We start from the raw sequence: 24,402 nt of genomic DNA on the forward strand, positions 1-24,402 counted from the left end.
ACGGGGGTCGCTACACCCGCAATTAAGCAACCCCACGCTTGCCGGAGGATGACCCTGAGCTGCACCACCTGAGCATCCAGAATCGCATCGAACACAGCGGGCAGGCGCTCGGCGAGGGGACATATCAATCGGGATCTCCACCGTCTCGGCCAACAGGTCACGAACCCGCTCCCGGTCATCCGTCGATCCGCATCCCGACGTGAACTCTTCGTCGTTGCTACCGGTTTGCGGACGTCGCGTTCTCGGCTATCCGTCGGGGCGTCGTGGCGGACTGCGGATGCTTCGGCAGCGTCGTGCGGCAAAGGGTCGGCGCTCCCCTCATCATCCGCAACCTGGTCATCGCAGCGATACTCGTTGCCGATGCGGTCGCTGGGCCTCAACAGCTGATCTGGGTCCAGAATCAGGTGCAGGTGCTGGTCATTCTCGGCGTTCTGGCGGTCTGCGGCGTTCTCTGGAGACTCTCACAACGGGCGCAAGCCCGCAAAGAGACGGCCGGCGAGGCATAGGCGCTCTGTGACGGTGGATTCTGGCCTGGCGCTCTGCAGGTGATTCAGCCTTCTCAGGTGTTCGCGAAGGCGTTGAGCGCGGGTCACTCCCCCGCGGCCCAGCCGTACCGCGCGTGCAACGCCTGGGCGACGACCGCGAAACGGTCGAGATCGAGCGCCGACGCCTCGCGGCGCATGCCGTCGGCGTGCACGCTGTACAGCTGGTCGATGTCGACCCACGACGGCCGGCCCTGCGAGTCCCACGACCCCGGCCCGATCGGCAGGAAGTCGCGGTCGCCGTCGTGGGCTTTGCTGGTGAGGCGCACGGCGTAGACGCGATCGGCATCCTGCCGCCCGATCACGAGCACGGGGCGGTCCTTCCCGCGCCCGTCGTTCTCCTGATAGGGCACCCACGTCCAGACGACCTCTCCGGCATCCGGATCGCCGTCGCGCTGCGGGGCGTACGTGATGCGCAGCCCGTCGCGACCGGGCGGATCGACCTCGCGCGTGGCGGACGAACCGCCCTGCCCCGGGCTGACCGCGAGGGATGCCGCGGCAGCCGCCCCGGCCTCCGCGCGCCCCGCGCGGGGCTGAGCCGTACGGGACTGGGCGGTCGCGCCCACGCCGAACAGGCCGGCGATGCCGTTGAGAAACCCGGGAAGACCGGTGAGGTTGCTGTTCTTGTCGCGCGCGGCCATGCAACGACCGTAGCAATCCCGCGCCACGCACGAAGGGCGCCGGGCCGAAGCCCGACGCCCTCGCGATGCGTGTCCTGCGGATTCAGTCGACGAGCGCGTAGCCCTCTTCACCGTGCACCACGGTGTCGATGCCGGCGATCTCGTCCTCGTTCTTCACGCGGAAACCGATCGTCTTCTCGATCGCGATGCCGATGATGTAGGCGACGATGAACGAGTAGGCGAGCACCGAGAACGCGGCGATCGTCTGAACGATCAGCTGGTCGGCGTTGCCGCCCAGGAACAGGCCCGTGTCGGTGGCGAAGAAGCCCAGGTACAGCGTGCCGATGAGGCCGCCGACGAGGTGGATGCCGACCACGTCGAGCGAGTCGTCGAAGCCGAGCTTCCACTTGATCTCGATCGCGAGCGCGCAGACGGCGCCCGTGATGGCACCGAGCAGCAGTGCCCACCCCGGTGCGAGGTTGGCGCACGAGGGGGTGATGGCGACGAGACCGGCCACGGCGCCCGAGGCGGCACCGACCGAGGTCGCCTTGCCGTCCTTGAGCTTCTCGACGAGAATCCAGCCGAGAATTGCGGCGGCGGTCGCACCGAGCGTGTTGAGGACGATCAGACCCGCGCCGCTGAAGTCACCGAGGAACTCGGCGCCGGCGTTGAAGCCGAACCAGCCGAACCACAGGATCGCGGCACCGAGCATGACCAGCGGCACGTTGTGCGGCTTCTGGATGCCCTTCTGGAAGCCGACGCGCTTGCCGAGCACGAGTGCGAGCGCCAGGGCCGCGGCACCGGCGTTGATGTGCACCGCGGTACCGCCGGCGTAATCGATGACCTCCGCCGACAGCCCCATCGAGGTGCCGAGGTTGAGGATCCAGCCGCCGCCCCAGACCCAGGCCGCGACCGGGAAGTAGACGACGGTCGCCCAGATGCCGGCGAAGATCAGCCACGCGCCGAACTTGGCGCGGTCGGCGATCGCGCCGGAGATCAGGGCGACGGTGATGATGGCGAAGGTGGCGCCGAAGGCGGTGCCGACGAGGGCTTCGCTGTCACCGGCGATGCCGGCCAGGCCGAAGTCGGAGAACGGGTTGCCGGAGAAGCTCCAGACGCCGTCGACGACTGACATGTTGGCGCCGTACAGAATCCACAGCACGGCGATCAGTCCGAGCGCGCCGAAGCTCATCATCATCATGCTGACGACGCTCTTGGCTTTGACCAGGCCGCCGTAGAAGAAGGCGAGTCCGGGGGTCATGAACAGCACCAGTGCGGTGGCCGTGATCGCCCAGGCGAATGCTCCTGTGTCCATTGGGTGTAACCTCACGTGTTTCGAGTGATGGGACACAGCTTCCGGATTTCGGGTCGGGAGGCTGCCCTGCCAGCATCGCGAGACTTGGTTTCCATCCGGGTACGACAGACATGTCCGGCAGGTTACGTCCCGGCCTGCACCGTTACGATCACGTTTCGCGAAGGGTGGAATCCCCCGCGAAGGGCATCACGAATGCGTCAGAGCGACCAGGCGCGAGATCGCGCGCAGGTACTTCTTGCGGTAGCCGCCGGCCAGCATGTCGGCGCTGAACACCCGGTCGATGACCTCCCCCGTGGCCCGCACTGGCACCTGCGCGTCGTAGGCGCGGTCGACGAACGCGACGAACCGCAGGGCGGCCGACTGGTCGTCCAGCGTCACGACGTCGCGCAGTCCGATCGTGTCGACCCCCGCGATGAGCCGGAGGTAGCGTGACGGATGCACGGTGGCAAGGTGCCGCACGAGGTCGCCGAAGGCGTCGTCCGAGGTGACGCCGTCGGTCGCGGCATCCGCGATCGCGGCCCGGTACGCCGCAGCGTCGAGCGCGATCGCGTGTCCGTCGAGGGCGCGCTGGCGATAGTCGGTGCCGTCGATGCGGATGGTCTCGAAGCTCGCGGCCATCGCGTGGATCTCGCGCAGGAAGTCCTGCGCGGCGAAGCGGCCCTCGCCGAGCGCGTTCGGCGGCGTGTTCGAGGTCGCCGCGAGCCGGGTGCCGGTCGGGACGAGCTCGCCCAGCAGCCGCGTCATGACCATCGTGTCGCCGGGGTCGTCGAGCTCGAACTCGTCGATGCACAGCAGGTCGGCGCCGCGGAACAGCTCGACGGTCTTCTGGTATCCGAGCGCGCCGACCAGCGCCGTGTACTCGATGAACGAGCCGAAGTATTTCCGGCGGGCGGGCACGGCGTGGTAGATCGCGGCCAGCAGGTGCGTCTTGCCGACGCCGAAGCCGCCGTCGAGATAGACGCCCGGCTTCAGCTCCGGCGCCTTCTTCGGCCGGCGGAACAGGCCACCGCGCTCGGCCGGCGCCCCCGGGCGGCTGAAGGCGACGAGCAGATCCTTCGCCTCCTGCTGCGACGGATAGGCCGGGTCGGCGCGGTAGGTCTCGAACGTGGCGCCGTCGAACTGCGGCGGCGGGACGAGGGCCGCCACCATTTCGGGGCCGGTGACCTCGGGATGCCGGTCGGCCAGCTGCACGGTCGTCACTGCGACGCTCCCTCGGTCGGGGCGAGGTCGTGCGCGCGCAACCAGTCGCCGATGGCGTCGGTCCAGCGCTGCTGGTCGTAGTTCCAGAGCTTCGTGTGCCGTGCCGTCGTGAACGCCTGAAGCTCGACGAGATCGGGCCGCGTCTGGGCGAGCCGGTGCGACGCGCTGGAGGGCACGAAGCCGTCGTCGTCGCTGTGCAGGATGAGGATCGGATGCCGGAGCTCCCCCGCGCGCGCGACGATGTCGAGCCGGTCGAACGGAATCGGCCCCTCCGCGCCGGTGGCGGGCGTCGTCCAGTCGGCGCGCAGCGCGCCGATCGCGAGACCCGTGACGGGCGCGGGCACGCCCAGAGCCTTGCCCTGGAACGTGAGGACGGTGCGCCAGTCGATGACCGGCGAGTCGAGGATGACGCCGGCGATGAGCTCGCGGTGCGCCGAGCTGAGCGAGGTCTGCAGGGCGATCGCGCCGCCCATCGACCAGCCCATGAGCGCGACGCGCCGCGCCCCGTGACGGCGCGCCCAGCCGATCGCGGCGTCGACGTCGCGCCACTCCGTCGCCCCCAGCGCATAGCTCCCGGCGCGCGTGCGCGGCGCTTCGCCGTCGTTGCGGTAGGAGACGAGCAGCGAGGCGATGCCGAGGGCGTGGAACACCGGCACGGCCCGCAGGCACTCGGTCCGCGTCGTGCCGCGCCCGTGAATCTGGATGACCCAGGTGTCGCTGTCCTCCGCGGGGAAGAGCCAGGCCGGGCAGGCGCCGATCGCGGCGTGCACGTACTCGGTCGTGAACGGCAGATGCAACTCCTCCGGGCGCGCGTAGTACCAGCCGCTGAAGGCGGCATCCGCCGAGATCGACGAGTCCGCCGTCACCTGGGTGAGAAGCTTGCGCTTGACGGTCTCCGCGTCGCTGGAGAGCACCGAGCCGACCTTGACATAGCCCGCCGTACCGCCCGTGATCAGTCCGTACCGGCCCGGCAGCACCGTGTCGGGCGTGCGCGCGAGGGTGATGGTCTGGGCGGGGACGTCGATGTCGATGATCCGCGTGTCGGCGGGGCGCGCGGCGGGCGTGATCACCCGGCGGGCCATGCGCACGACGAGCAGGGCGAGCAGCGCCGACGTCGCCGCCAGCATCGTGGACAGGACGAGAGCGGCCGTGCGCAGGAGAATATGCAGGGTCGCCGTGCGCTCGAATCGTGAGCCGCCGGAAACGGCGCGCCTGGATGCCTTCATCGTGGGTTCATTCTAGTGTGAGACCGTGGATGAAGCCCGTCCCCCTCTCGCCTCTGCGACCTTCGGCGACGTCGCCGATGCGTTGCGCGCGATGGAGTTCCGCACCGATTTCACGGTCCGCGAGATCGCCGCGCCCACCTCGCTCGCCCCGGACGCGATCGCCTTCGCCGGCGATGTGCGGCCGGATGCCGACGGCCTCGACTCCGAATACGGCACCGGGCGGTTCATCCTGCTGCACGACGCCGCCGCACCCGACGCCTGGAACGGGCCGTGGCGCATCGTGTGCTTCGCGCAGGCGCCGCTGGAGCCGGAGATCGGGATCGACCCGATGCTCGCGGACGTCGCCTGGTCGTGGCTCGTCGACGCCCTGGCCACGCGCGGCGCCGACTTCCACTCCGCGTCGGGCACGGCGACGAAGACCCTGTCGAAGGGATTCGGCTCGCTGGCCGCCGAGGGCGACGGCGCGCAGATCGAGTTGCGCGCGTCGTGGTCGCCCGCAGGCGATCTCACCGCCCACGTCGCCGCGTGGGCGGAACTGGTGTGCATGCTCGCGGGGCTGCCGCCCGGGTCGGAGGGCATCGCCGTGTTCGGCGGGCAGCGCAGAGGTGGTCGTGGCTGAATACGACGTCATCGCCGACGCCGCTGGTCTCGCCGACGCGGCGCGGCGCCTCGCGGCAGGCACCGGGCCGGTCGCCGTCGACGTGGAACGCGCGTCGGGGTTCCGCTACTCGCAGCGCGCATATCTGATCCAGGTGTTCCGGCGCGGTTCCGGGGTGTTCCTCCTCGATCCCCCGGCGATCGGCGACCTCACCGCGCTGCAGGAGGCCATCGGCGACACGGAGTGGATCCTGCACGCCGCGAGCCAGGACCTGCCCTCGCTGCGCGAAGACGGGCTGGAGCCGCCGAGCATCTTCGACACCGAGCTGGCGGCGCGACTGCTCGGACACGAGCGGGTCGGGCTCGGGGCCGTCGTGGAGGACACGCTCGGCATCACGCTCGCGAAGGCGCACTCGGCCGCCGACTGGTCGACGCGGCCGCTGCCGCAGCCGTGGCTGGAATACGCGGCGCTCGACGTGCTGTACCTCGTCGACGTGTACGACGCCCTGGTGGCCGAGCTCGCCGAGCAGGGCAAGACCGAGATCGCCGCGCAGGAGTTCGAGACCGTGCGCACGCGCCCGCTCAAGCCCGCGCGCGAGGAGCCCTGGCGCCGGCTCAGCGGGCTGCACACCGTACGCGGCCGGCGCGCGCTGTCGGTGGCGCGGGCGCTGTGGACGGCACGCGAGGAGTACGCGCGCGAAGAAGACACCGCGCCGGGCCGCCTCGTGCCCGACCGCTCGCTCGTGGCCGCCGTCGTCGCCGACCCCGCGAGCAAGCAGGAGCTGGCACGCATCAGGGAGTTCACCGGCCGGGCCAGCCGCACGCAGCTGGATCGGTGGTGGGCCGCGATCGAGGCCGGCCGCGCCGATCCGGCGCTGCCGACGGAACGGGGGCCGGGCGACGGGATGCCGCCTCCCCGCGCCTGGGCCGACCGCAACCCGGCCGCCGATCTGCGGCTGAAGGCGGCGCGCCCGCTCGTCGAAGAGCTCGCCGCCGACCTGCGGATGCCGACCGAGAACCTGCTCACCCCCGACACCCTGCGGCGGATCGCGTGGCATCCTCCGGACGAGGTGGATGCGGCATCCATCGCCGACGCGCTCGTCGCGCACGGCGCACGGCCCTGGCAGGTCGCGCTGACGGCCCCGGTGATCGCGCAGGCGTTTGTCGAATCCGTCCAGACGCGCGGGGACGCGTCCGAGGCCGTGTCGTAGAATCGTTCCAAGCGATTATGCGAGACTGAGTCTCACCGTAGGCTGGACTCAATCCCAAACCTTGGAGGCAGTGTGGCCGAGCTCTCGGACGTCCACTTCGTCGATGGCATGCGCACCCCGTTCGGTCGTGCCGGCGAGAAGGGCATGTACTGGAACACCCGCGCGGACGATCTTGCGGTCAAGGCGACCATCGGTCTGATGGCGCGCAACCCGCTCGTGCCCGGCGAGCGGGTCGACGACGTCGCGATCGCCGCCACGAGCCAGACCGGCGAGCAGGGGCTAACCCTCGGACGGTCGGTGGCGATCCTCGCCGGGCTCCCCCGATCGGTGCCCGGCCTCGCGATCGACCGCATGTGCGCCGGCGCGATGACCAGCGTCGCCCTGATGGGCGGCGCGATCGGCTCGGGCATGTACGACGTCGCCCTCGCCGGCGGCGTCGAGCACATGGGCCACTACCCCATCGGCGGCAACACCGACCCCAACCCGCGGTTCGTCGCCGAGAAGCTGGTCGACCCGAACGCCCTCAACATGGGCGCGACGGCGGAGCGCATCTTCGACCGCTTCCCGCACTTCACGAAGGAGCGCAGCGACCGCTTCGGCATGCTGAGCCAGCACAAGGCGCAGGCCGCCTACGAGGCGGGCAAGTTCCAGCCCGACCTCGTGCCCGTGGCGATCAAGGGCGCCGACGGCGCGTGGGGTCTCGCGACCGCAGACGAGGGCCGCCGCCCGCAGACCACGATGGACGACCTCGCGGGGCTGAAGACGCCCTTCCGCCCGCACGGCCGCGTCACGGCCGGCACGTCGTCGCCGCTGACCGACGGCGCGACGATGTCGCTGCTGGCGGGCGGCGCCGCCGTGAAGGAACTGGGCCTGAAGCCCAAGATGCGCATGGTGTCGTTCGCCTTCGCCGGGGTGCAGCCCGAGATCATGGGGATCGGCCCGATCCCCTCGACCGAGAAGGCGTTGCGCAAGGCGGGCCTGAAGATCTCCGACATCGGGCTGTTCGAGCTCAACGAGGCGTTCGCCATCCAGGTGATCTCGCTGCTCGACCACTTCGGCATCGCCGACGACGACCCGCGCGTCAACCAGTGGGGCGGCGCGATCGCCCTGGGCCACCCGCTCGCCGCGTCCGGGGTGCGCCTCATGATCCAGCTCGCGGCGCAGTTCGCCGAGCGCCCCGACGTCCGCTACGGCCTCACCGCCATGTGCATCGGCCTCGGGCAGGGCGGCTCGATCATCTGGGAGAACCCGCACTACAATGGAAAGAAGCGCTGATCGCGATGACCGACACCATTTCCGCACAGTACGCCGGCGTCGACTTCGCGCCCCTCCAGGCCCTCTCCGAGGGCGAGGTCGTCACGCACTCGGTCGTCCGCGACATCACGCTGCCGAGCGGTCGGGTGCTCGCGCTCGTGACCCTCGACAACGGCCGCGACCACACGCGGCCCAATACGCTCGGGCCCGCGACGCTCACCGAGCTGGGGGCGACGCTCGACGCGCTGCAGACCCGCGCCGCCGCCGGCGAGATCGCCGCCGTCGCGATCACGGGCAAGCAGTACATCCTCGCCGCCGGTGCCGACCTGTCCGACATCACCCGGGTCGGCTCGCGCGACAACGCACGGCTGATCGCGCAGCTCGGGCATTCCGTGCTCGGCAGGCTCGGCGAACTGGGCGTGCCGTCGTTCGCGTTCATCAACGGCCTCGCCCTCGGCGGGGGGCTGGAGATCGCGCTGAACTCGACGTACCGCACGGTCGACTCTTCGGCCGCGGCGATCGCGCTGCCCGAGGTGTTCCTCGGCATCATCCCCGGCTGGGGCGGCGCCTACCTGCTGCCGAACCTCATCGGCATCGAGAACGCGCTGGAGGTGGTGATCAGCAACCCGCTCAAGCAGAACCGGATGCTGAAGCCCCAGCAGGCGTTCGACCTCGGCATCGCCGACGCGATCTTCCCGCCCGCGACCTTCCTGGAGAGCTCTCTGCTGTGGGCCGACGGCATCCTCGGCGGCACCGTCCAGGCCTCGCGCAAGAACGAGCCCGGCAAGATCGAGCGCCTGACCAAGTGGCCCATCGCGATCAAGATGGCCCGCGGCATGCTCGAGTCGAAGATCGGCACGGTCCCCCGCTCGCCCTACGTCGCGCTCGACCTGCTGGACAAGGCGCGCGGCGGCAGCAAGGCCGAGGGCTTCGCGCGTGAGGACGAAGCCCTCGCCGACCTCGTCACGGGCGATCAGTTCGCGGCATCCATGTATGCCTTCGACCTCGTGCAGAAGCGCGCCAAGCGGCCGGTCGGTGCCCCCGATCGCGAGCTCGCCCGGAAGGTCACCAAGGTCGGGATCATCGGCGCGGGGCTCATGGCCAGCCAGTTCGCGCTGCTGTTCGTGCGCAAGCTCCAGGTGCCGGTGCTCATCACCGACCTCGACCAGGCGCGCGTCGAGCGGGGCGTGGCCTACATCCACGACGAGATCGGCAAGCTGCAGGAGAAGGGCCGCCTCGACGACGACACGGCGAACAGGCTGCGCGGGCTCGTCACCGGCACGACGGACAAGTCGCTCTACGCCGACTGCGACTTCGTCATCGAGGCTGTGTTCGAAGAGGTCGGCGTCAAGCAGCAGGTGTTCGGCGAGATCGAGCAGATCATCGCCGACGACGCGATCCTCGCGACCAACACCTCCTCGCTGTCGGTCGAGGAGATCGGCGCGAAGCTCGCGCACCCGGAGCGTCTCGTCGGATTCCACTTCTTCAACCCGGTGGCGGTCATGCCGCTCATCGAGATCATCAAGACGTCCGTGACGACGGATGCCGCCCTCGCCACCGCGTTCGTCGTCGCGCGCGGCCTGGGCAAGAACGCGGTGCTCACCGCGGACGCGCCCGGGTTCGTCGTCAACCGCCTGCTCGCGAAGGTCATGGGCGAGGCCGCCCGTGCCGTCTACGAGGGCACCTCGGTCGGCGACGTGGAGAAGGCCTTTGCGCCGCTCGGGCTGCCGATGGGGCCATTCCAGCTGATCGACCTCGTCGGCTGGAAGGTCGCCGCGCACGTGCAGGACACGATGGTGCGCGCGTTCCCCGACCGGTTCTACGCGAACGAGAACCTCCACGAGCTCGCGGAGCTGCCGGCCGTCGTCGAAAAGGACAAGGGCGGGCGCGTGACCGGGTTCACGAAGGCCGCCGAAAAGCTGTTGAAGGGACACGTGGGGTCGGAGCCGGCATCCGCCGAGACGATCCTGCGTTGCGTGCAGGACGGGCTCGCGCAGGAGATCCGGCTCATGCTCGACGAGGGCGTCGTCCCCGAGGTCGAGGACATCGACCTGTGCCTCATCCTCGGCGCCGGCTGGCCCTTCATCGACGGCGGCGCGTCGCCCTACCTCGACCGCGAGGGCGCGTCGGAGCGCGTGTTCGGCGACACCTTCCACCACCCGCCGATCCGCGGGATCTAGGTCTCCGCCGTTCCACGCCTCCGCGGCCTCGCCCCCCGACCGCGCCCCGGCCGGCGCTGCACTTCGTCGAGCCTGCCGGTTGCGCACGACCCGGCCCCCTGCATACCGTTCGCAAACGGCAGGGTCGACGGTAAGGGGCGGGGTCGACGAACCGGTGGCACGACGCCGCGGTCATCCGGCTCGCTGTGCTAGGTTCCGAACATGTTCAGTTCAGCGGTCGAGGGCCAGACGAAGAGCGAGCGCACGCGCGCGCTGCTGAGGGAGATCGCGCTGCGGTCGTTCCGCGAGGAGGGGTACGACGCGACGACGATCCGTCGCATCGCCGCCGAGGCCGGGGTCTCGGTGGGGACGACGAACTACCATTTCGCGTCGAAGAGCCTGCTCGTGCAGGAGCTGTATCTCGACGTGCAGCAGCGGCATCGGGCTGCCGCGATGCCCGCGCTCGACGGGGTGGACGATCTCATCGACCGGCTCGCCGTCGTGTATCGCACGGGCCTCGACCAGCTGGCGCCGTATCACGCCCACGCGGGCGAGTTCCTCGCCGCGGCGGTCGCGCCGCGCTCCGAGATCAACCCGCTGTCGGCCGAGTCCGCACCGGCGCGCGAGATCACCGAGGAGCTCTTCGCGGCCGCCGTCCGCGGCGCGCGTCACAGGCTGCCCGGCGACATCGTCGCGACGCTGCCGTCGGCGCTGTTCCTCGGTCATCTGCTGCTCGCGCTGTTCTGGGTGTACGACCGCTCCCCCGGCCAGGAGCGCACCCGGCGCCTGCTCGATCGCGGGCTCACGCTGCTGGGCACCACACTCCCGCTCGTCCGGCTGCCGCTCGTGCGCCCCCTGGTACGCGACCTCCTGTCGCTCATCGCCGAGGTGCGGGTGCACCCTGCCGATGCGCTCGCGCTGTCGAATCCTGCTCGCGCTGCCGAAAAATGAGGCGCGCGTGCTGATTTCGACAGCGCGAGGGCGTGCTCAGGTGCGGGCGTCGCGGGGCGCCTCGTGGTCGGATGCCGTCCAGATCGCGCCCGTGTCGGCGGAGGGCCGGGCTACGGGGATGCGGGTACCCAGCACCTGGGCGACGACGTCGTGGGCGATCTTGGCCGCCGACAGCCCGGCGTCGTCGAGGATCTGCTCGCGCGTCGCGTGGTCGATGAACTCGTCGGGCAGACCCAGCTCGTCGACCGCGGTGTCGACGCCCGCCTCGCGCAGCACCTGCCGTACGCGCGTGCCGACGCCGCCCACGCGGATGCCGTCTTCGATCGTGATGACCAGGCGATGGGATGCCGCGAGGCGCACGACCGACGGCTGCACCGGCACGACCCAGCGCGGATCGACGACGGTCGCCCCGATCCCCTGCGCACGCAGACGCTCGGCGACCTCCACCGCCAACTGCGTCATCGGGCCGATCCCGACCAGCAGCACGTCCTCGGCGCCGTCGCGCCACAGCACGTCGACACCGTCGTCCAGGCGTTCCAGGGCCGGCTGGTCGGGCGAGACGGCGCCCTTCGGGAAGCGGATGACGGTCGGGGCGTCGTCGACGGCGATGGCCTCGTCGAACTCTTCGCGCAGCCGCGCCTGGTCGCGGGGCGCGGCGATGCGGATGCCGGGGACCAGCTGCAGCATCGCGAGATCCCACACGCCGTGGTGGCTGGGGCCGTCGGGACCGGTGACGCCGGAGCGGTCGAGCACGAACGTGACCCCGGCGCGGTGCAGCGCGACATCCATCAGCACCTGATCGAAGGCGCGGTTCATGAAGGTCGCGTAGATCGCGACGACCGGATGCAGGCCGCCGAACGCCATGCCCGCCGCCGACGCGACGGCGTGCTGTTCGGCGATGCCGACGTCGTACACGCGGCCGGGAAAGCGCTGCGCGAACGGCTGCAGCCCGGTGGGCCGCAGCATCGCCGCGGTCACCGCGATGACGTCGTCCCGCCGCTCCCCGGCCGCCACGAGCGCCTCGGCGAACGCGTCGGTCCAGGCGACGGCATCCGTCGAGCCGAGCGGCTCGCCCGTCGTCGGGTCGATCTTGCCGACGGCGTGGAACTGGTCGGCCTCGTCGTTGCGCGCCGGCTCGTAGCCGCGACCCTTCTCGGTGATGACGTGGACGATGACGGGGGCGCGATAGGCCTTCGCGAGGCGCAGCGTCTCCTCCAAGGCGACGAGGTCGTGGCCGTCGATCGGTCCGAGGTATTTGATGTCGAGGTTCGAGTACAGCGCGGCGTTGTTCGCGAAGCGGGAGAGGAAGCCGTGCGTGCCGCCGCGGACGCCGCGGTAGACGGCACGTCCGACCGGGCCGAACGTGCGGAACAGCGAATCGGAGCCCCGGCGCAGGCTCTCGTAGCGCTCGGTCGTGCGGATGCGGTTGAGATAGCGCGCCATGCCGCCGATCGTCGGCGCGTACGAGCGGCCGTTGTCGTTGACCACGATGACGAGGTTGCGGTCGTTGTCGTCGGAGATGTTGTTGAGCGCCTCCCACGTCATGCCCCCGGTCAGTGCGCCGTCGCCGACGACGGCGACGACGTGCCGGTCTCTGCGGCCGGTGCGGGTGAGCGCGCGCGAGACGCCGTCGGCCCAGCTGAGCGAACTCGAGGCGTGTGAGGATTCGACGACGTCGTGCACGCTCTCGGAGCGCTGCGGGTAGCCGGCGAGCCCGCCGCGCGACCGCAGGGCGCTGAAGTCCTGGCGGCCGGTGAGCAGCTTGTGCACGTACGACTGGTGCCCCGTGTCGAAGACGAACGGGTCCTGCGGCGAGTCGAACACGCGGTGCAGCGCGATGGTCAGCTCGACGACGCCGAGGTTCGGCCCCAGGTGACCCCCCGTGCGTGCGACGTTCTCGATGAGGAAGGCGCGTACCTCGGCCGCGAGCTGTTCCAACTGCTGCGGAGTGAGCCCGTCGAGGTCGCGCGGACCGCGGATCGATGCGAGCAGGCTCATTCCTCGATTCTACGCACCGGGCGCCCGGGCGACCCGGCATCCATCGTCTCGGATGCCGGCGGCCTCGGGTCGGTGCGCAAGGCGCTCGACCGACGCGTCGGCGAACTCGCAGAATCGGAGAATCCTCGCAGAATCGGACGGCGCGGCTGGATCCCTCCGATTCCGCGACGGATTTCCGATTCTGCGGATGTGAGCAGAGGCGGTGTCGACGCCAGGTGCCCTGCGGGGCGCCACGGCTCAGACGAGCGAGCGCAGCACGTACTGCAGGATGCCGCCGTTGCGGTAGTAGTCGGCCTCACCGGGCGTGTCGATGCGGACCTTCGCATCGAAGACGACGGTCTGCTTGCCCTCGGGCGAGAACTCGCTCGGCGAGGCGGTCACGCGCACGGTCTTGGGCGTGACGCCCTCGTTGAGCCGTTCCAGCCCCTCGATCGAGACGATCTCGGTGCCGTCCAGGCCCAGCGTCTTCCACGACTGCCCCTCGGGGAACTGCAGCGGCACGACGCCCATGCCGATGAGGTTCGAGCGGTGGATGCGCTCGAAGCTCTCGGTGATGACGGCCCTGACGCCCAGCAGCGACGTGCCCTTCGCCGCCCAGTCGCGCGACGAGCCCGAACCGTACTCCTTGCCGCCGAACACGACGAGCGGGGTGCCCTGCGCCGCGTAGTTCTCGCACGCGTCGTAGATGAACGACTGCGGGCCGCCGGGCTGGGTGAAGTCGCGCGTGAAGCCGCCCTCGACGATCGCGCCGTCGTTGACCGCCGAGACCAGCTCGTTCTTCAGGCGGATGTTGGCGAACGTGCCGCGGATCATCACCTCGTGGTTGCCGCGGCGCGAGCCGTAGGAGTTGAAGTCCTTCTGCCCCACCCCGTGCGCCGTCAGGTACTGCGCGGCCGGCGTGCCGGCCTTGATGTTGCCCGCGGGCGAGATGTGGTCGGTCGTGACCGAGTCGCCGAGGGTCGCCATGACGCGCGCGCCGTGGATGTCGGAGACGGGGGTCAGATCCATCGACATGCCGTCGAAGTACGGAGCCTTGCGGACGTACGTGGAGTCGGCATCCCACTCGAAGATGGGGCCTTCGGGCGTGGGCAGGCTCTTCCAGCGCTCGTCGCCGTCGAACACGGTGGCGTACTGCTTGATGAACTGCTCGCGCGAGATCGACGAGTCGATGACCTCCTGCACCTCGTCGGGCGAGGGCCAGATGTCCTTGAGGAACACGTCGTTGCCCTCGGTGTCGGTGCCGAGCGGGTCGGTGTCGAAGTCGAAGTGCATCGACCCGGCCAGTGCGTACGCGACGACGAGCGGCGGCGAGGCCAGGTAGTTCATCTTCACGTCGGGGCTGATGCGGCCCTCGAAGTTGCGGTTGCCGGAGAGCACCGCGGTCACGGCGAGGTCGTTGTCGTTGATCGCCGTCGAGACCTCTTCGATGAGGGGGCCGGAGTTGCCGATGCAGATCGTGCAGCCGTAGCCGACGGTGTAGAAGCCGAGGCCTTCGAGGTCCTTGTCGAGGCCCGACTTCTCGTAGTAGTCGGTGACGACCTTCGAGCCGGGGCCGAGCGTCGTCTTGACCCAGGGCTTCTGCTTCAGACCCTTCTCGCGCGCCTTGCGGGCGAGAAGGCCGGCCGCGAGCATGACCGACGGGTTCGAGGTGTTGGTGCACGAGGTGATCGCGGCGAGCGTCACGGCGCCGTTGTCGAGGATGTACGGCGAGCCCTCGGGCGGCGAGACCTTCACCGGCTTGGATGCCGCCGGCGCGCCCGACGAGATCAGGATCTCGTGCGTGATGGGCTCTTCCACGCCCGGCACCTGGCCGGGGTCGGATGCCGGGAACGACTCCACCGCGTCGAGATCGACGATCGAGTCGGAGGTCGAGGCGGTCGCGTAGTTGAGGATGTCCTTCTCGAACTGCTCCTTGGCCTCGGAGAGCAGGATGCGGTCCTGCGGGCGCTTGGGGCCGGCGATCGAGGGCACGACGGTGCCGAGGTCGAGTTCCATGTACTCGCTGAACACCGGCTCGTGCGCGGCGTCGTGCCAGAGCTTCTGCTCCTTGGCGTACGCCTCGACGAGGGCCACGGCGTGCTCGTCGCGGCCGGTGAGGCGCAGATAGTCGAGCGTGACGTCGTCGATCGGGAACATGGCCGCGGTCGAGCCGAACTCGGGGCTCATGTTGCCGATCGTCGCGCGGTTGGCCAGCGGCACCGCGGCGACGCCCGCACCGTAGAACTCGACGAACTTGCCCACGACACCGTGCTTTCGCAGCATGTCGGTGATCGTCAGCACGACGTCGGTCGCGGTGACGCCGGCGGGGATGTCGCCGGTGAGCTTGAAGCCGACGACGCGCGGGATGAGCATCGACACGGGCTGGCCGAGCATGGCCGCCTCGGCCTCGATGCCGCCGACGCCCCAGCCGAGCACGCCCAGGCCGTTGACCATCGTGGTGTGCGAGTCGGTGCCGACGCACGTGTCGGGGTAGGCGCGCAGCACGCCGTCGCGGCCGACGCGGTCGTAGATGACCTTCGCGAGGTGCTCGATGTTCACCTGGTGCACGATGCCGGTGCCCGGCGGGACGACCTTGAAGTCGTCGAAGGCGGTCTGGCCCCAGCGCAGGAACTGGTAGCGCTCACCGTTGCGCTCGTACTCGATCTCGACGTTGCGCTCGAGGGCGTTCTCGGTGCCGAACAGGTCGGCGATGACGGAGTGGTCGATGACCATCTCGGCGGGCGAGAGCGGGTTGATCTTCGCCGGGTCGCCGCCGAGGGCGGTGACCGCCTCGCGCATCGTGGCGAGGTCGACGATGCAGGGGACGCCGGTGAAGTCCTGCATGACGACGCGGGCCGGCGTGAACTGGATCTCGGTGTCGGGCTCGGCGTCGGCATCCCAGTTGCCGAGCGCCTCGATCTGCGCCCTCGTGACGTTCGCGCCGTCTTCCGTGCGCAGCAGGTTCTCCAGCAGCACCTTGAGGCTGAACGGGAGCTTGTCGTACCCGCCGACCTTGTCGATGCGGTAGATCTCGTAGTCGGTGCCGCCGACCGTCAGGGTGCTCTTGGCTCCGAAGCTGTCAACAGTGGACACGTCTGCGCTCCTTGCGTTGGCGGATTACGTTGGCGGATGCAGGACCGAGGCCTGCGTGCTCCATCTTCCCCGCCCACGCCGTCACGGGCTAGTGAGGTCTGCCTAACCGGGAAAGATCGAGGGATTTATCTCGACATCAAGATAAATCTATCACGCTGCGGGGGTCTGCTCCGACGATGGATGCCGGGGGTACACGGCCCGCACGGCGAGCCACGTCACGGCGACCAGCGGAGCGAACAGCGGCAGTCCCATGACGAGCTTGAGGGTGCCCAGCGTCGTGACGTCGCCGGAGAGATAGAACGGCAGCTGCACCGCCAGCCGGGCGAAGAACAGCAGCGCCCAGGCGATCGCGAGCCAGAAGAAGACCCGGCGCTTGCGCGGGTCGCCGCGCCAGGCCACGCCCTCGTTCATGAGGAACCCCGCGGCGAGGCCGATGAGCGACCAGCCGACGAGGGCGGAGACGAGGAAAGCTGTGCCGTACGCGGCGTTGGTGATCAGCCCCGGCACGAAGTTGTCCTGCCCGCGCCCGGTCCACAGCGCCAGCGCGGCGGCGGCGGCCGTCGCGATCAGTCCGCCCAGGGCCGCGGTGGCGGGCGAGCGCTGCACGAGGCGGATCACCGTGAACACGGCGGCGAGCCCCACCGAGATGACGAGTGAGAGCACCAGCTCCCGCGTCACGGTGAACAGCACGACGAAGGCGAGGCCGGGCAGCACCGATTCGAGCACGCCGCGCCAGCCGCCCATCGCGGCCCACACGACATGGCCGGTGGTCGACGGTGCGGCAGGGTCCAACCCGGCGCGGCGCGCCGCACCGCCGAGCGCCTGAGCCAGGATCTCGGATGCCGTCGGCTGCGTCGGCTCGTCCGACGCCGGCGGCTCGGGCGCGCCGGTCACGCGGTGCCCGGGGCGGCGGGCATCTTCAGCGGGATGAGGTCGCGCGGCGGCATCGGCGTGCCGCCGCGGACGACGACGATCGAGCGGAACAGCTCCTCCACCTTCTCGGCGGCCTCGACGTCGCCGGTCGCGGCTCCCCCGATGACGCCGCGCAGGAACCAGCGCGGTCCGTCGACGCCGACGAAGCGCGCCAGGCGCTTGCCGGCGACGGCATCGGGCCCCGCGGCGACGGGAACCTCGGCGAGCAGCTCGGGCCCGAGGGGGCCGTCGCGCTCTTCGACGCGGCCGCCCTGCTGCCGGATCTGCTGCCGGATCTGCTCGCGCGTCTCGTCCCACAGCCCGCTCGATCGCGGCGCGGCGAACGGCTGCACCTGCAGCGTCGAGTCGGCGTAGTCGAGGCCGACGGCGACGATGCGCTTGGTCTGCTCCTCGACCTCGAGCCGCAGGTTCAGCCCCTCGCGCGGCAGCACCTTGATGCCGCCGAGGTCGATGTAGGGGCGCACCGGGTTCGCCTCGGACTCGTCGAACGGGCCGGCCGCGGCGCGGTCGGCGGGGGCCGCCTTGTCGGATGCCTCGTCGCTCATGGGGTGACTCCTGTCTGGTAGCCGGTGGAACCGAAGCCGCCCTCGCCGCGCGGCGATGCGGGCAGTTCGTCCACCGGGATGAACCGCGCGCGGGGCACCGGCATGACGATCATCTGTGCGATGCGATCTCCCACCGCGATGTCGTACGCCTCGGTTTGATCGGTGTTCAGCAGCGCGACCTTGATCTCACCGCGGTAGCCGGCGTCCACCGTGCCGGGCGCGTTGACGATCGTGATGCCGTGCCGGGCCGCCAGTCCGCTGCGCGGCACGACGAAGGCGACGTAGCCGTCGGGCAGGGCGATGCGCACACCGGTGCCCACGAGCGCCCGTTGCCCGGGTGCGAGGCGCAGCGCCTCGGTCGAGACGAGATCGGCGCCCGCGTCACCGGGGTGCGCGTAGACCGGGAGCTGCGCCGCGATAATGGGAACGTCCACGGATTCGATCACTCCATGAGGGTAATGCACATCGCCACCGCACCCGCTCCTGCCGCCGCGTACCGCGAGCGGCTCAGCCCGTCGCTGTGGACGCTGCTGAGCGCCGCGGTCGTCGCACCGATGGTCGCGCTCGTGTTCGTGCCGCTGAACTCCGTCGTCGCGCTCCTGGCCGGCGTCGCCGTCGCGGTGGCGTTCATCGGGCTGCTCGTCGCGACCTCGCCGGTCGTCGCCGTGCGCGATGGCGAGCTGTTCGTCGGGCGTGCGCACATCCCGGTCGGGCTGCTGGGCGACCCGGTGGGCCTGAGCGGCGAGGACGCGCGGGCAGCGCGCGGGCCGGAGCTGTCGGGCACGGCGTGGCACGTGCTGCGCGGCGGCATCGACCCGGTCGTGCGGGTCGCGGTGCTCGACGAGGGCGATCCGGTCAGCGAGTGGGTGTTCTCCACCCGCACGCCCGAGCGCGTCGTGGCGGCGATCCGCCGGGCGCAGGCTGGGGCGCGCTGATCAGGCGCACTCGACGCAGACGGCCCCCGCGGCGGTCTCGTGGTCGATCTGAGTGCGGTGCTTCACCAGGAAGCACTCGATGCACGTGAACTCGTCTTCCTGCGGCGGCAGCACGACGACGTCGAGCTCGAGGTCCGACAGATCGGCGCCGGGCAGTTCGAAGCCCGAAGGGTTGTCGGCGTCTTCGACGTCGACCGAACCCGACAGTTTGTCGGGGACGCGCTCCTTGAGGGCCTCGATCGACTCGCTGTCGTCGTCGGTCTTGCGGGGGGCGTCGTAGTCGGTCGCCATGCTCTCAAATCTTCCAGGTGGTTCCAGGTGCCTGCCGGGGTGTGCCACTAGCGGCGGCGATAGTTTGCACGACGACTCCGCTTTTCGCAAATGCCCGGTGCGCATCCCCCCGCTTTCGGCGGGTGCGTCCCGTGAAACTCGCGGCGCGCCCGCGATATTCCCGGCCTCGCCGATGCCCTGTGTCAGCATGGCCGCACACGCAATTGGAGGGGTGTTTCGCATGGAGCAGCTCAAAGTCATCGGGATCGAAGAGGGCGCCCTCGTCGTGGCGACCGAATCGGGAGAACGCTTCGCCCTCGCGGTCGACGAGACGCTGCGGGCCCAGTTGCGGCGTGCGCAGCGCGAGGCCGAGCCGCGCACGGCGCGCCCGAGCCCCCGCGAGATCCAGTCGCACATCCGCGCCGGGCTGTCGGCCGAAGAGGTGGCCGAGCTGCTCGGCGCGCGCCTCGAAGACGTGCAGCGATTCGAGCCGCCCGTGCTCGCCGAGCGCGAGCACATCGTCGGCCAGGCGCTGGCCGTGCCGGTGCTGCTCGCGGGAGAGTTCGACTCCGGCTCGCAGCCGACGTTCGGCGTCGCCGTGCGCGCCAAGCTGGCCGAGGCCGGTGCCGTCGGCGAACGCTGGACCAGCTGGAAGGATGAGGCGAGCTGGATCGTCAAGCTCGAGTTCACGGCGAACGACGTCGACCACGATGCGCGCTGGAGCTTCGACCCGCGCCGCAGCAGCCTCGCCCCGCAGAACGCCGACGCCACGCAGCTGTCGCGCCAGGGCTCGCTGCCGGAGGGGCTGATCCCCCGCCTGCGCGCGCTGGACTCGTCGCCGTTGAAAGACGCGTCCCGCTTCGACTCCGGAGCCTTCGGCCCGCGCCGCATCGAACCGGATGCCGACATCGTGAGCCCGGAGATGCGCACCGTGGTCGCCCCCGCCGTGCAGGAGGCCGCCATCAAGCGCGCGCCCGACCAGGCCGTGACCTCGGCCGAGACCGCCGACCTGCTCGAAGCGCTGCGCCGCCGTCGCGGGCAGCGGGAGCCGATGCCGACGGAAGAGGCGGAGGGGCGCCACCACACGCCCGTCGCCCTGTTCGACGCCCTCGAACCCGGCTATGACGACGTCGCCGACGAGCAGTTCGACGACGAGGTGCTGGAGGAGACCGTCGTCAGCGATGCCTCGCGACGCAAGGCCGGACGCACCTCGATGCCGTCGTGGGACGAGATCGTCTTCGGCGCCCGCACGGAAGACGGCTAAGGCCGCGCGAACGCTCCGAGGCGGATGAGCGGCACGATCCGCTCCTGGTCGGTCAGCGATCCGTGCTGGCCGATCATGCCCTGCGCCTTCTTGTCGGCGAGCCGGTCGTCGTAGTACGCGACGGCGCCGCGCGCCGCGATCAGCACGTCGCCGATGCGCGGGGCGACGTCGGGGGCGACCCGCGCGCCGAACAGCCCCGCACCGATCGCCTCGGCCCGGATCATCACCCACGCCCGCGCGCTCTCGGCGGCCCGCCACCGCGCGGCGACCGCTTCTGCGGCGCCGTCCGCGGCGTACAGGTGCAGCATCCGCGGCTCCCCCGCGACGAGCTCGACGGCCTCCAGCAGCGCGTCGCCGCCCCGCAGCAGCACGTGGCCGTGGCGCGGCACGTCGACCATGCCGTGATCCGCCGTGACGACGACACCCGTGCCGTCGTCGAGCTGCTCGTGGAGGCGACGGATGCCGGCATCCACCGCCTCGAGCCCCGCGAGCCAGGCGCCCGACTCCCAGCCGCGGGCGTGGCCGATCGTGTCGAGTTCGGGGAGGTAGGCGTAGACGAGCGCACCCGGATGGTCGGCGGCGAGGGCGGCGGCGGCCTCCAGCCGCTCGGGTGCCGTCGCGGCGGGGACGAACCGCGCCCCGCGCTGGATCGCGCGGGTGAAGCCCGTGCCGGCATAGGAGGCCTTCGACACGACGAACACCGGCCGGCCGGCCGCCGCCTCGCGCTCCAGCAGCGGCTGCGCCCGCTGCCACGTCAGCGGGTCGAGGGGGCCGCCGGGCTGCCAGTCCTTGAGCTGGTTGGGCGTCTGCATCGTGCCCGGGACGCGGGTGCGGTACCCGACGATGCCGTGCGTGCCCGCGTCGGCCCCCGTCAGCAGGCTCGTGAGCGCCGTCGCCGTCGTCGCCGGGAAGACGGTGCGCGCGGCATCCTTCTTCGTCATGCGCGAGGTGAGAAAGCGCGCATGGCCGGCCCGCGCCGACAGATTGAGGCGGCCGAGTCCGTCGACGAGCACGACGATCGCCGATCGCGCCGGCGCGAACCAGCCGGGCGTGCCCGACAGCGAGCCGATCAGCTGTGGCACGACACCGGTGAGGCTCCGGGCCGACGGAGGGTCCGCGGGTAGGGTGAGGGACATCGGGGCCAGTCTCGCACACGGTGAGAGGCCCCCTTCTCGACACAGGAGACCCGACAGATCCATGGCAGCGCCCCGCACCGCATCCATTCCCGAGGATCACGGCCGCATCGAGGACGTCGACGTGTCGGCGGAGATGCAGGGCTCGTACCTCGAGTACGCCTACTCGGTCATCTATTCGCGCGCCCTGCCCGACGCCCGTGACGGGCTCAAGCCGGTGCAGCGGCGCATCGTGTACCAGATGGCCGACATGGGGTTGCGGCCCGACCGCGGACACGTCAAGAGCGCGCGCGTCGTCGGCGAGGTCATGGGAAAGCTGCACCCGCACGGCGACTCGGCGATCTACGACGCGCTGGTGCGGCTCGCGCAGCCGTTCGCGCTGCGCGTGCCGCTGGTCGACGGTCACGGCAACTTCGGCTCGCTCGATGACGGGCCGGCCGCGGCGCGCTACACCGAGGCGCGGCTGACGCCGGCCTCGCTGGCCCTCGCCGAGAACCTCGACGAGGATGTCGTCGACTTCGTCCCGAACTACGACGGCCAGTTCCTGCAGCCCGAGGTGCTGCCCGCCGCCTTCCCGAACCTGCTCGTGAACGGCACGACGGGCATCGCGGTGGGCATGGCGACGAACATGGCGCCGCACAACCTCATCGAGGTGGTCGCGGCGGCCGTGCATCTGCTCGAGCATCCGGAGGCGACCCTCGACGAGCTGATGGAGTTCGTGCCCGGTCCCGACCTGCCCGGGGGCGGCATCATCGTCGGGCTCGACGGCATCAAAGAGGCCTACGCGACGGGGCGCGGCACGTTCCGCACGCGCGCGAAGGTGTCGGTCGAGCCGCTCGGGCCGCGCCGCACCGGCATCGTGGTCACCGAGCTGCCGTACATGGTCGGCGTCGAGCGCGTGATCGAGAAGATCAAAGACGCCGTCGGCGCGAAAAAGCTCACCGGCATCGCCGATGTCACAGACCTCACCGATCGCAACAACGGCCTGCGGCTCGTGATCGGGATCAAGACCGGGTTCGACGCGAACGCCGTGCTGGAGCAGCTGTACCGGCTCACGCCTCTGGAAGACTCGTTCGGCATCAACAACAACGCGCTCGTCGACGGGCGGCCCCAGACGCTCGGGCTGAAAGAGCTGCTGCGCGTCTACCTCGACCACCGTCTGCAGGTCGTGACCCGACGCAGCCGCTTCCGTCTGGCGCGCACGCAGGAGCGCCTGCACCTCGTGGAGGGTCTGCTCATCGCGATCCTCGACATCGACGAGGTCATCCAGGTGATCCGCGGCTCGGACGACACCGAGCAGGCGCGCACCAAGCTCATGAGCGTCTTCGAGCTGTCGCACCCGCAGGCCGAGTACATCCTCGAGCTGCGGCTGCGGCGCCTGACGCGGTTCTCGCGCATCGAGCTGGAGACCGAGCGCGACACGCTGCGCGCCGAGATCGCGGAGCTCGAGGCGCTGCTCGGAAGCGACGTGCTGCTGCGCGCGCAGGTCGCCCGCGAGCTGGATGCCGCCGCCGAGGCGTTCGGCACCCCACGGCGCACCCTGCTGCTCAGCGGCGGCCCGGTCGCGCCGCGTTCGCGCAGCGCCGCACCGGCCGATCTGCAGATCGCCGACGGGCCGTGCCGCGTCTTCCTCTCCGCGACGGGACGGATGGTCCGCGCCGATCTCGCCGAGGCCGCCGTCACGGTGCCGACGCGGCGCGCGAAGCACGACGGCATCCGTGCCGCCGTCGACACGACGACCCGCGGCGACCTGGGCGCCGTGACGAGCGCGGGGCGGCTCGTGCGCTTCTGCCCCGTCGACCTGCCGTCGGTGCCGGCGAACGCCGTGCAGCTCGCCGCCGGAACGCGCGCCGATCAGTACGTCGGGCTCGGCTCGGGCGAGCACGTCGTCGCGATCGTGCCGCTCGGCGACACGACGATCGCCCTCGGCACGGCGCAGGGCGTCGTCAAGCGCGTCGTGACGAGCGAACTGGCTGCCGGCAAGCAGGACGCCGAGATCATCGCCCTCAAGCCCGGCGACCGTGTCGTGGGGGCCGCGATCGCACCCGACGACGCCGAGCTCGTGTTCGTGGCCAGCGACGCGCAGCTGCTGCGGTTCGAGGCCGACGCCGTCCGCCCGCAGGGCCGCGCGGCGGGCGGCATGGCCGGCATCCGGCTGTCGCCGGGCGCGCAGGTCCTGGCCTTCACGGCGCTCGTGCCAGGGCCCGAGACGGTGGTCGTGACGATCGCCGGGTCGTCGCAGGCCCTGGCCGGGACGGACGCCGGCAGCGCCAAGGTGTCGGCGTTCGACGAGTTTCCGCCCAAGGGGCGCGCGACCGGCGGTGTGCGCGCGCAGCGCTTCCTCAAGGGCGAGGACGCCCTCGTCCTGGCCTGGGTGGGCGACGAGCCGCGCGCCGTCGGCGCGGACGGGTCGGTGCGTCAGCTGCCGGCATCCGGTGCGAAGCGCGACGCCTCCGGACAGACCCTGGATGCCGTCGTGGCCGCCGTCGGCACCGTCGTGTCCTAGGTGATGCTGACGAGCCCGAGCTGCGTCGCGCGAATCAGCACCTGAATGCGGTCGCGCACCGCCCACTTCGCGGTGATACGGGTCAGGTGGGATTTCACGGTCCCCTCCGACACGAACATCTCCGCCGCGATCTCGGCGTTGGACATGCCCTGGGCGAGCAGCGTCACGACCTCCAGCTCGCGATCCGTGAGCTCTTCGTCGGGGCCGAGCGCCCGGGGCGTCGACGCCTGGTTGTGCTGCACCGACGCGACCAGTTCCTTCGCCACCCGCGGCGAGAGCACGTAGCCGCCCTCGAAGGCCAGGCGCGCGGCGTCGAGGATGCCGTCCGGGGAGGTGTCCTTCACGAGGAATCCGGAGGCGCCGGCGCTGAGCATCGGCACGATGACGCGTTCGGTCGAGAAGGTCGTCAGGGCGACGATCTTGATCCCCGGGAAGTCCCGTGTCAGGCGCCGCGTGGCCTCGATGCCGTCCATCGTCGGCATCTGCACGTCCATCAGGACGACATCGGGCGTGACGGTGCGCACCAGGTTGACCGCATCGGCGCCGTTCGAGGCCTCACCGACCAGCTCGAAGCCGTCGGAGGACTCGAGGAATACCCGCAGGGCGGCACGCACCAGGGACTCGTCGTCCACGATGATCACCCGAATCGTCTTGGTCACACCGCCATCTTA

General features: G+C 70.7%; 20 protein-coding genes and 1 pseudogene. 9 read left to right on the forward strand and 12 right to left on the reverse strand.

Translation table 11 applies throughout. The features are described from left to right. Positions 1-245: 245 nt before the first annotated feature. A pseudogene (locus QM720_RS11975) lies at positions 246-506 on the forward strand (hypothetical protein); the annotation flags it as partial. 83 nt (positions 507-589) lie between these two features. Here the strand turns inward: QM720_RS11975 and QM720_RS11980 are convergent. The 4 genes from QM720_RS11980 to QM720_RS11995 form a co-directional block, all read right to left on the reverse strand. Continuing rightward, the gene (locus QM720_RS11980; protein WP_415126811.1) at positions 590-1,183 is read right to left on the reverse strand and encodes a type II toxin-antitoxin system PemK/MazF family toxin; all 594 of its coding nucleotides are present in this window, start codon (positions 1,181-1,183) and stop codon (positions 590-592) included. 82 nt (positions 1,184-1,265) lie between these two features. Next, complete coding sequence (locus QM720_RS11985; RefSeq protein WP_415126813.1) at positions 1,266-2,477, reverse strand: ammonium transporter; 1,212 nt, start codon at positions 2,475-2,477, stop codon at positions 1,266-1,268. 186 nt (positions 2,478-2,663) lie between these two features. After that, a complete protein-coding gene (gene zapE / locus QM720_RS11990; RefSeq protein ID WP_415127922.1) occupies positions 2,664-3,626 on the reverse strand; it encodes a cell division protein ZapE in 963 nt (320 codons plus the stop codon). A 47-nt stretch (positions 3,627-3,673) separates the two neighbouring features. After that, positions 3,674-4,903 carry an alpha/beta hydrolase family protein gene (locus tag QM720_RS11995; protein ID WP_415126815.1) on the reverse strand — a complete coding sequence of 410 codons (1,230 nt, stop codon included), beginning with the start codon at positions 4,901-4,903 and terminating at the stop codon, positions 3,674-3,676. Between the two features lie 25 nt (positions 4,904-4,928). On the opposite strand from QM720_RS11995, the gene QM720_RS12000 reads away from it, so the two are divergent. From QM720_RS12000 to QM720_RS12020, 5 genes are all read left to right on the forward strand, one after another. After that, positions 4,929-5,522 (forward strand): DUF3000 domain-containing protein, encoded by a 594-nt coding sequence (locus tag QM720_RS12000; RefSeq protein WP_415126817.1) that lies wholly within the window; start codon positions 4,929-4,931, stop codon positions 5,520-5,522. Continuing rightward, positions 5,515-6,711 (forward strand): ribonuclease D, encoded by a 1,197-nt coding sequence (locus tag QM720_RS12005; protein ID WP_415126819.1) that lies wholly within the window; start codon positions 5,515-5,517, stop codon positions 6,709-6,711. Before QM720_RS12000 ends, QM720_RS12005 begins: the two co-directional genes overlap by 8 nt. 72 nt (positions 6,712-6,783) lie before the next feature. Next, a complete protein-coding gene (locus QM720_RS12010; protein ID WP_415126821.1) occupies positions 6,784-7,986 on the forward strand; it encodes a thiolase family protein in 1,203 nt (400 codons plus the stop codon). A 5-nt stretch (positions 7,987-7,991) separates the two neighbouring features. Next, a complete protein-coding gene (locus tag QM720_RS12015) occupies positions 7,992-10,145 on the forward strand; it encodes a 3-hydroxyacyl-CoA dehydrogenase NAD-binding domain-containing protein (RefSeq protein ID WP_415126823.1) in 2,154 nt (717 codons plus the stop codon). Positions 10,146-10,346: 201 nt separating this feature from the next. After that, a complete protein-coding gene (locus tag QM720_RS12020) occupies positions 10,347-11,075 on the forward strand; it encodes a TetR/AcrR family transcriptional regulator (RefSeq protein ID WP_415126825.1) in 729 nt (242 codons plus the stop codon). A gap of 36 nt (positions 11,076-11,111) precedes the next feature. Here QM720_RS12020 and dxs read toward each other — a convergent pair whose 3' ends face one another. The 5 genes from dxs to dut all read right to left on the reverse strand — a co-directional run bounded on the left by dxs (position 11,112) and on the right by dut (position 18,069). Further along, positions 11,112-13,073 (reverse strand): 1-deoxy-D-xylulose-5-phosphate synthase, encoded by a 1,962-nt coding sequence (dxs, locus tag QM720_RS12025; RefSeq protein WP_415126827.1) that lies wholly within the window; start codon positions 13,071-13,073, stop codon positions 11,112-11,114. Between the two features lie 237 nt (positions 13,074-13,310). Continuing rightward, positions 13,311-16,145 (reverse strand): aconitate hydratase, encoded by a 2,835-nt coding sequence (locus tag QM720_RS12030; RefSeq protein WP_415126829.1) that lies wholly within the window; start codon positions 16,143-16,145, stop codon positions 13,311-13,313. 150 nt (positions 16,146-16,295) lie between these two features. Continuing rightward, entirely contained in the window at positions 16,296-17,039 is a 744-nt protein-coding gene (locus QM720_RS12035) for a DUF3159 domain-containing protein (protein WP_415126831.1), read from the reverse strand. Then, positions 17,036-17,623 carry a DUF3710 domain-containing protein gene (locus QM720_RS12040; protein WP_415126833.1) on the reverse strand — a complete coding sequence of 196 codons (588 nt, stop codon included), beginning with the start codon at positions 17,621-17,623 and terminating at the stop codon, positions 17,036-17,038. The genes QM720_RS12035 and QM720_RS12040 overlap by 4 nt, the downstream gene beginning before the upstream one ends. Further along, positions 17,620-18,069, reverse strand: coding sequence for a dUTP diphosphatase (dut, locus tag QM720_RS12045; protein WP_415126835.1), 450 nt, complete (start codon positions 18,067-18,069; stop codon positions 17,620-17,622). The genes QM720_RS12040 and dut overlap by 4 nt, the downstream gene beginning before the upstream one ends. Before the next feature lie 3 nt (positions 18,070-18,072). On the opposite strand from dut, the gene QM720_RS12050 reads away from it, so the two are divergent. Beyond that, positions 18,073-18,558 (forward strand): DUF3093 domain-containing protein, encoded by a 486-nt coding sequence (locus tag QM720_RS12050; protein ID WP_415126837.1) that lies wholly within the window; start codon positions 18,073-18,075, stop codon positions 18,556-18,558. Here QM720_RS12050 and QM720_RS12055 read toward each other — a convergent pair whose 3' ends face one another. Beyond that, complete coding sequence (locus tag QM720_RS12055; RefSeq protein WP_415126839.1) at positions 18,559-18,849, reverse strand: DUF4193 domain-containing protein; 291 nt, start codon at positions 18,847-18,849, stop codon at positions 18,559-18,561. Positions 18,850-19,069: 220 nt separating this feature from the next. Between QM720_RS12055 and sepH the strand changes: the two genes are divergently transcribed. Next, a complete protein-coding gene (sepH, locus tag QM720_RS12060) occupies positions 19,070-20,092 on the forward strand; it encodes a septation protein SepH (protein ID WP_415126841.1) in 1,023 nt (340 codons plus the stop codon). On the opposite strand, the gene QM720_RS12065 is transcribed toward sepH, so the two are convergent. Beyond that, on the reverse strand, positions 20,089-21,228 hold the full coding sequence (locus QM720_RS12065) for an alkaline phosphatase family protein (protein WP_415126843.1): 1,140 nt from the start codon (positions 21,226-21,228) through the stop codon (positions 20,089-20,091). The two genes, sepH and QM720_RS12065, sit on opposite strands and share 4 nt — an antisense overlap. 61 nt (positions 21,229-21,289) lie before the next feature. Between QM720_RS12065 and QM720_RS12070 the strand changes: the two genes are divergently transcribed. Beyond that, positions 21,290-23,731 carry a DNA gyrase/topoisomerase IV subunit A gene (locus QM720_RS12070; RefSeq protein ID WP_415126845.1) on the forward strand — a complete coding sequence of 814 codons (2,442 nt, stop codon included), beginning with the start codon at positions 21,290-21,292 and terminating at the stop codon, positions 23,729-23,731. Here QM720_RS12070 and QM720_RS12075 read toward each other — a convergent pair. After that, positions 23,728-24,390, reverse strand: coding sequence for a response regulator (locus QM720_RS12075; RefSeq protein ID WP_415126847.1), 663 nt, complete (start codon positions 24,388-24,390; stop codon positions 23,728-23,730). The two genes, QM720_RS12070 and QM720_RS12075, sit on opposite strands and share 4 nt — an antisense overlap. Positions 24,391-24,402: the final 12 nt, after the last annotated feature.

Source organism: Microbacterium sp., from assembly GCF_047602155.1.
In the GTDB taxonomy this organism is placed as follows: Bacteria; Actinomycetota; Actinomycetes; order Actinomycetales; family Microbacteriaceae; genus Microbacterium.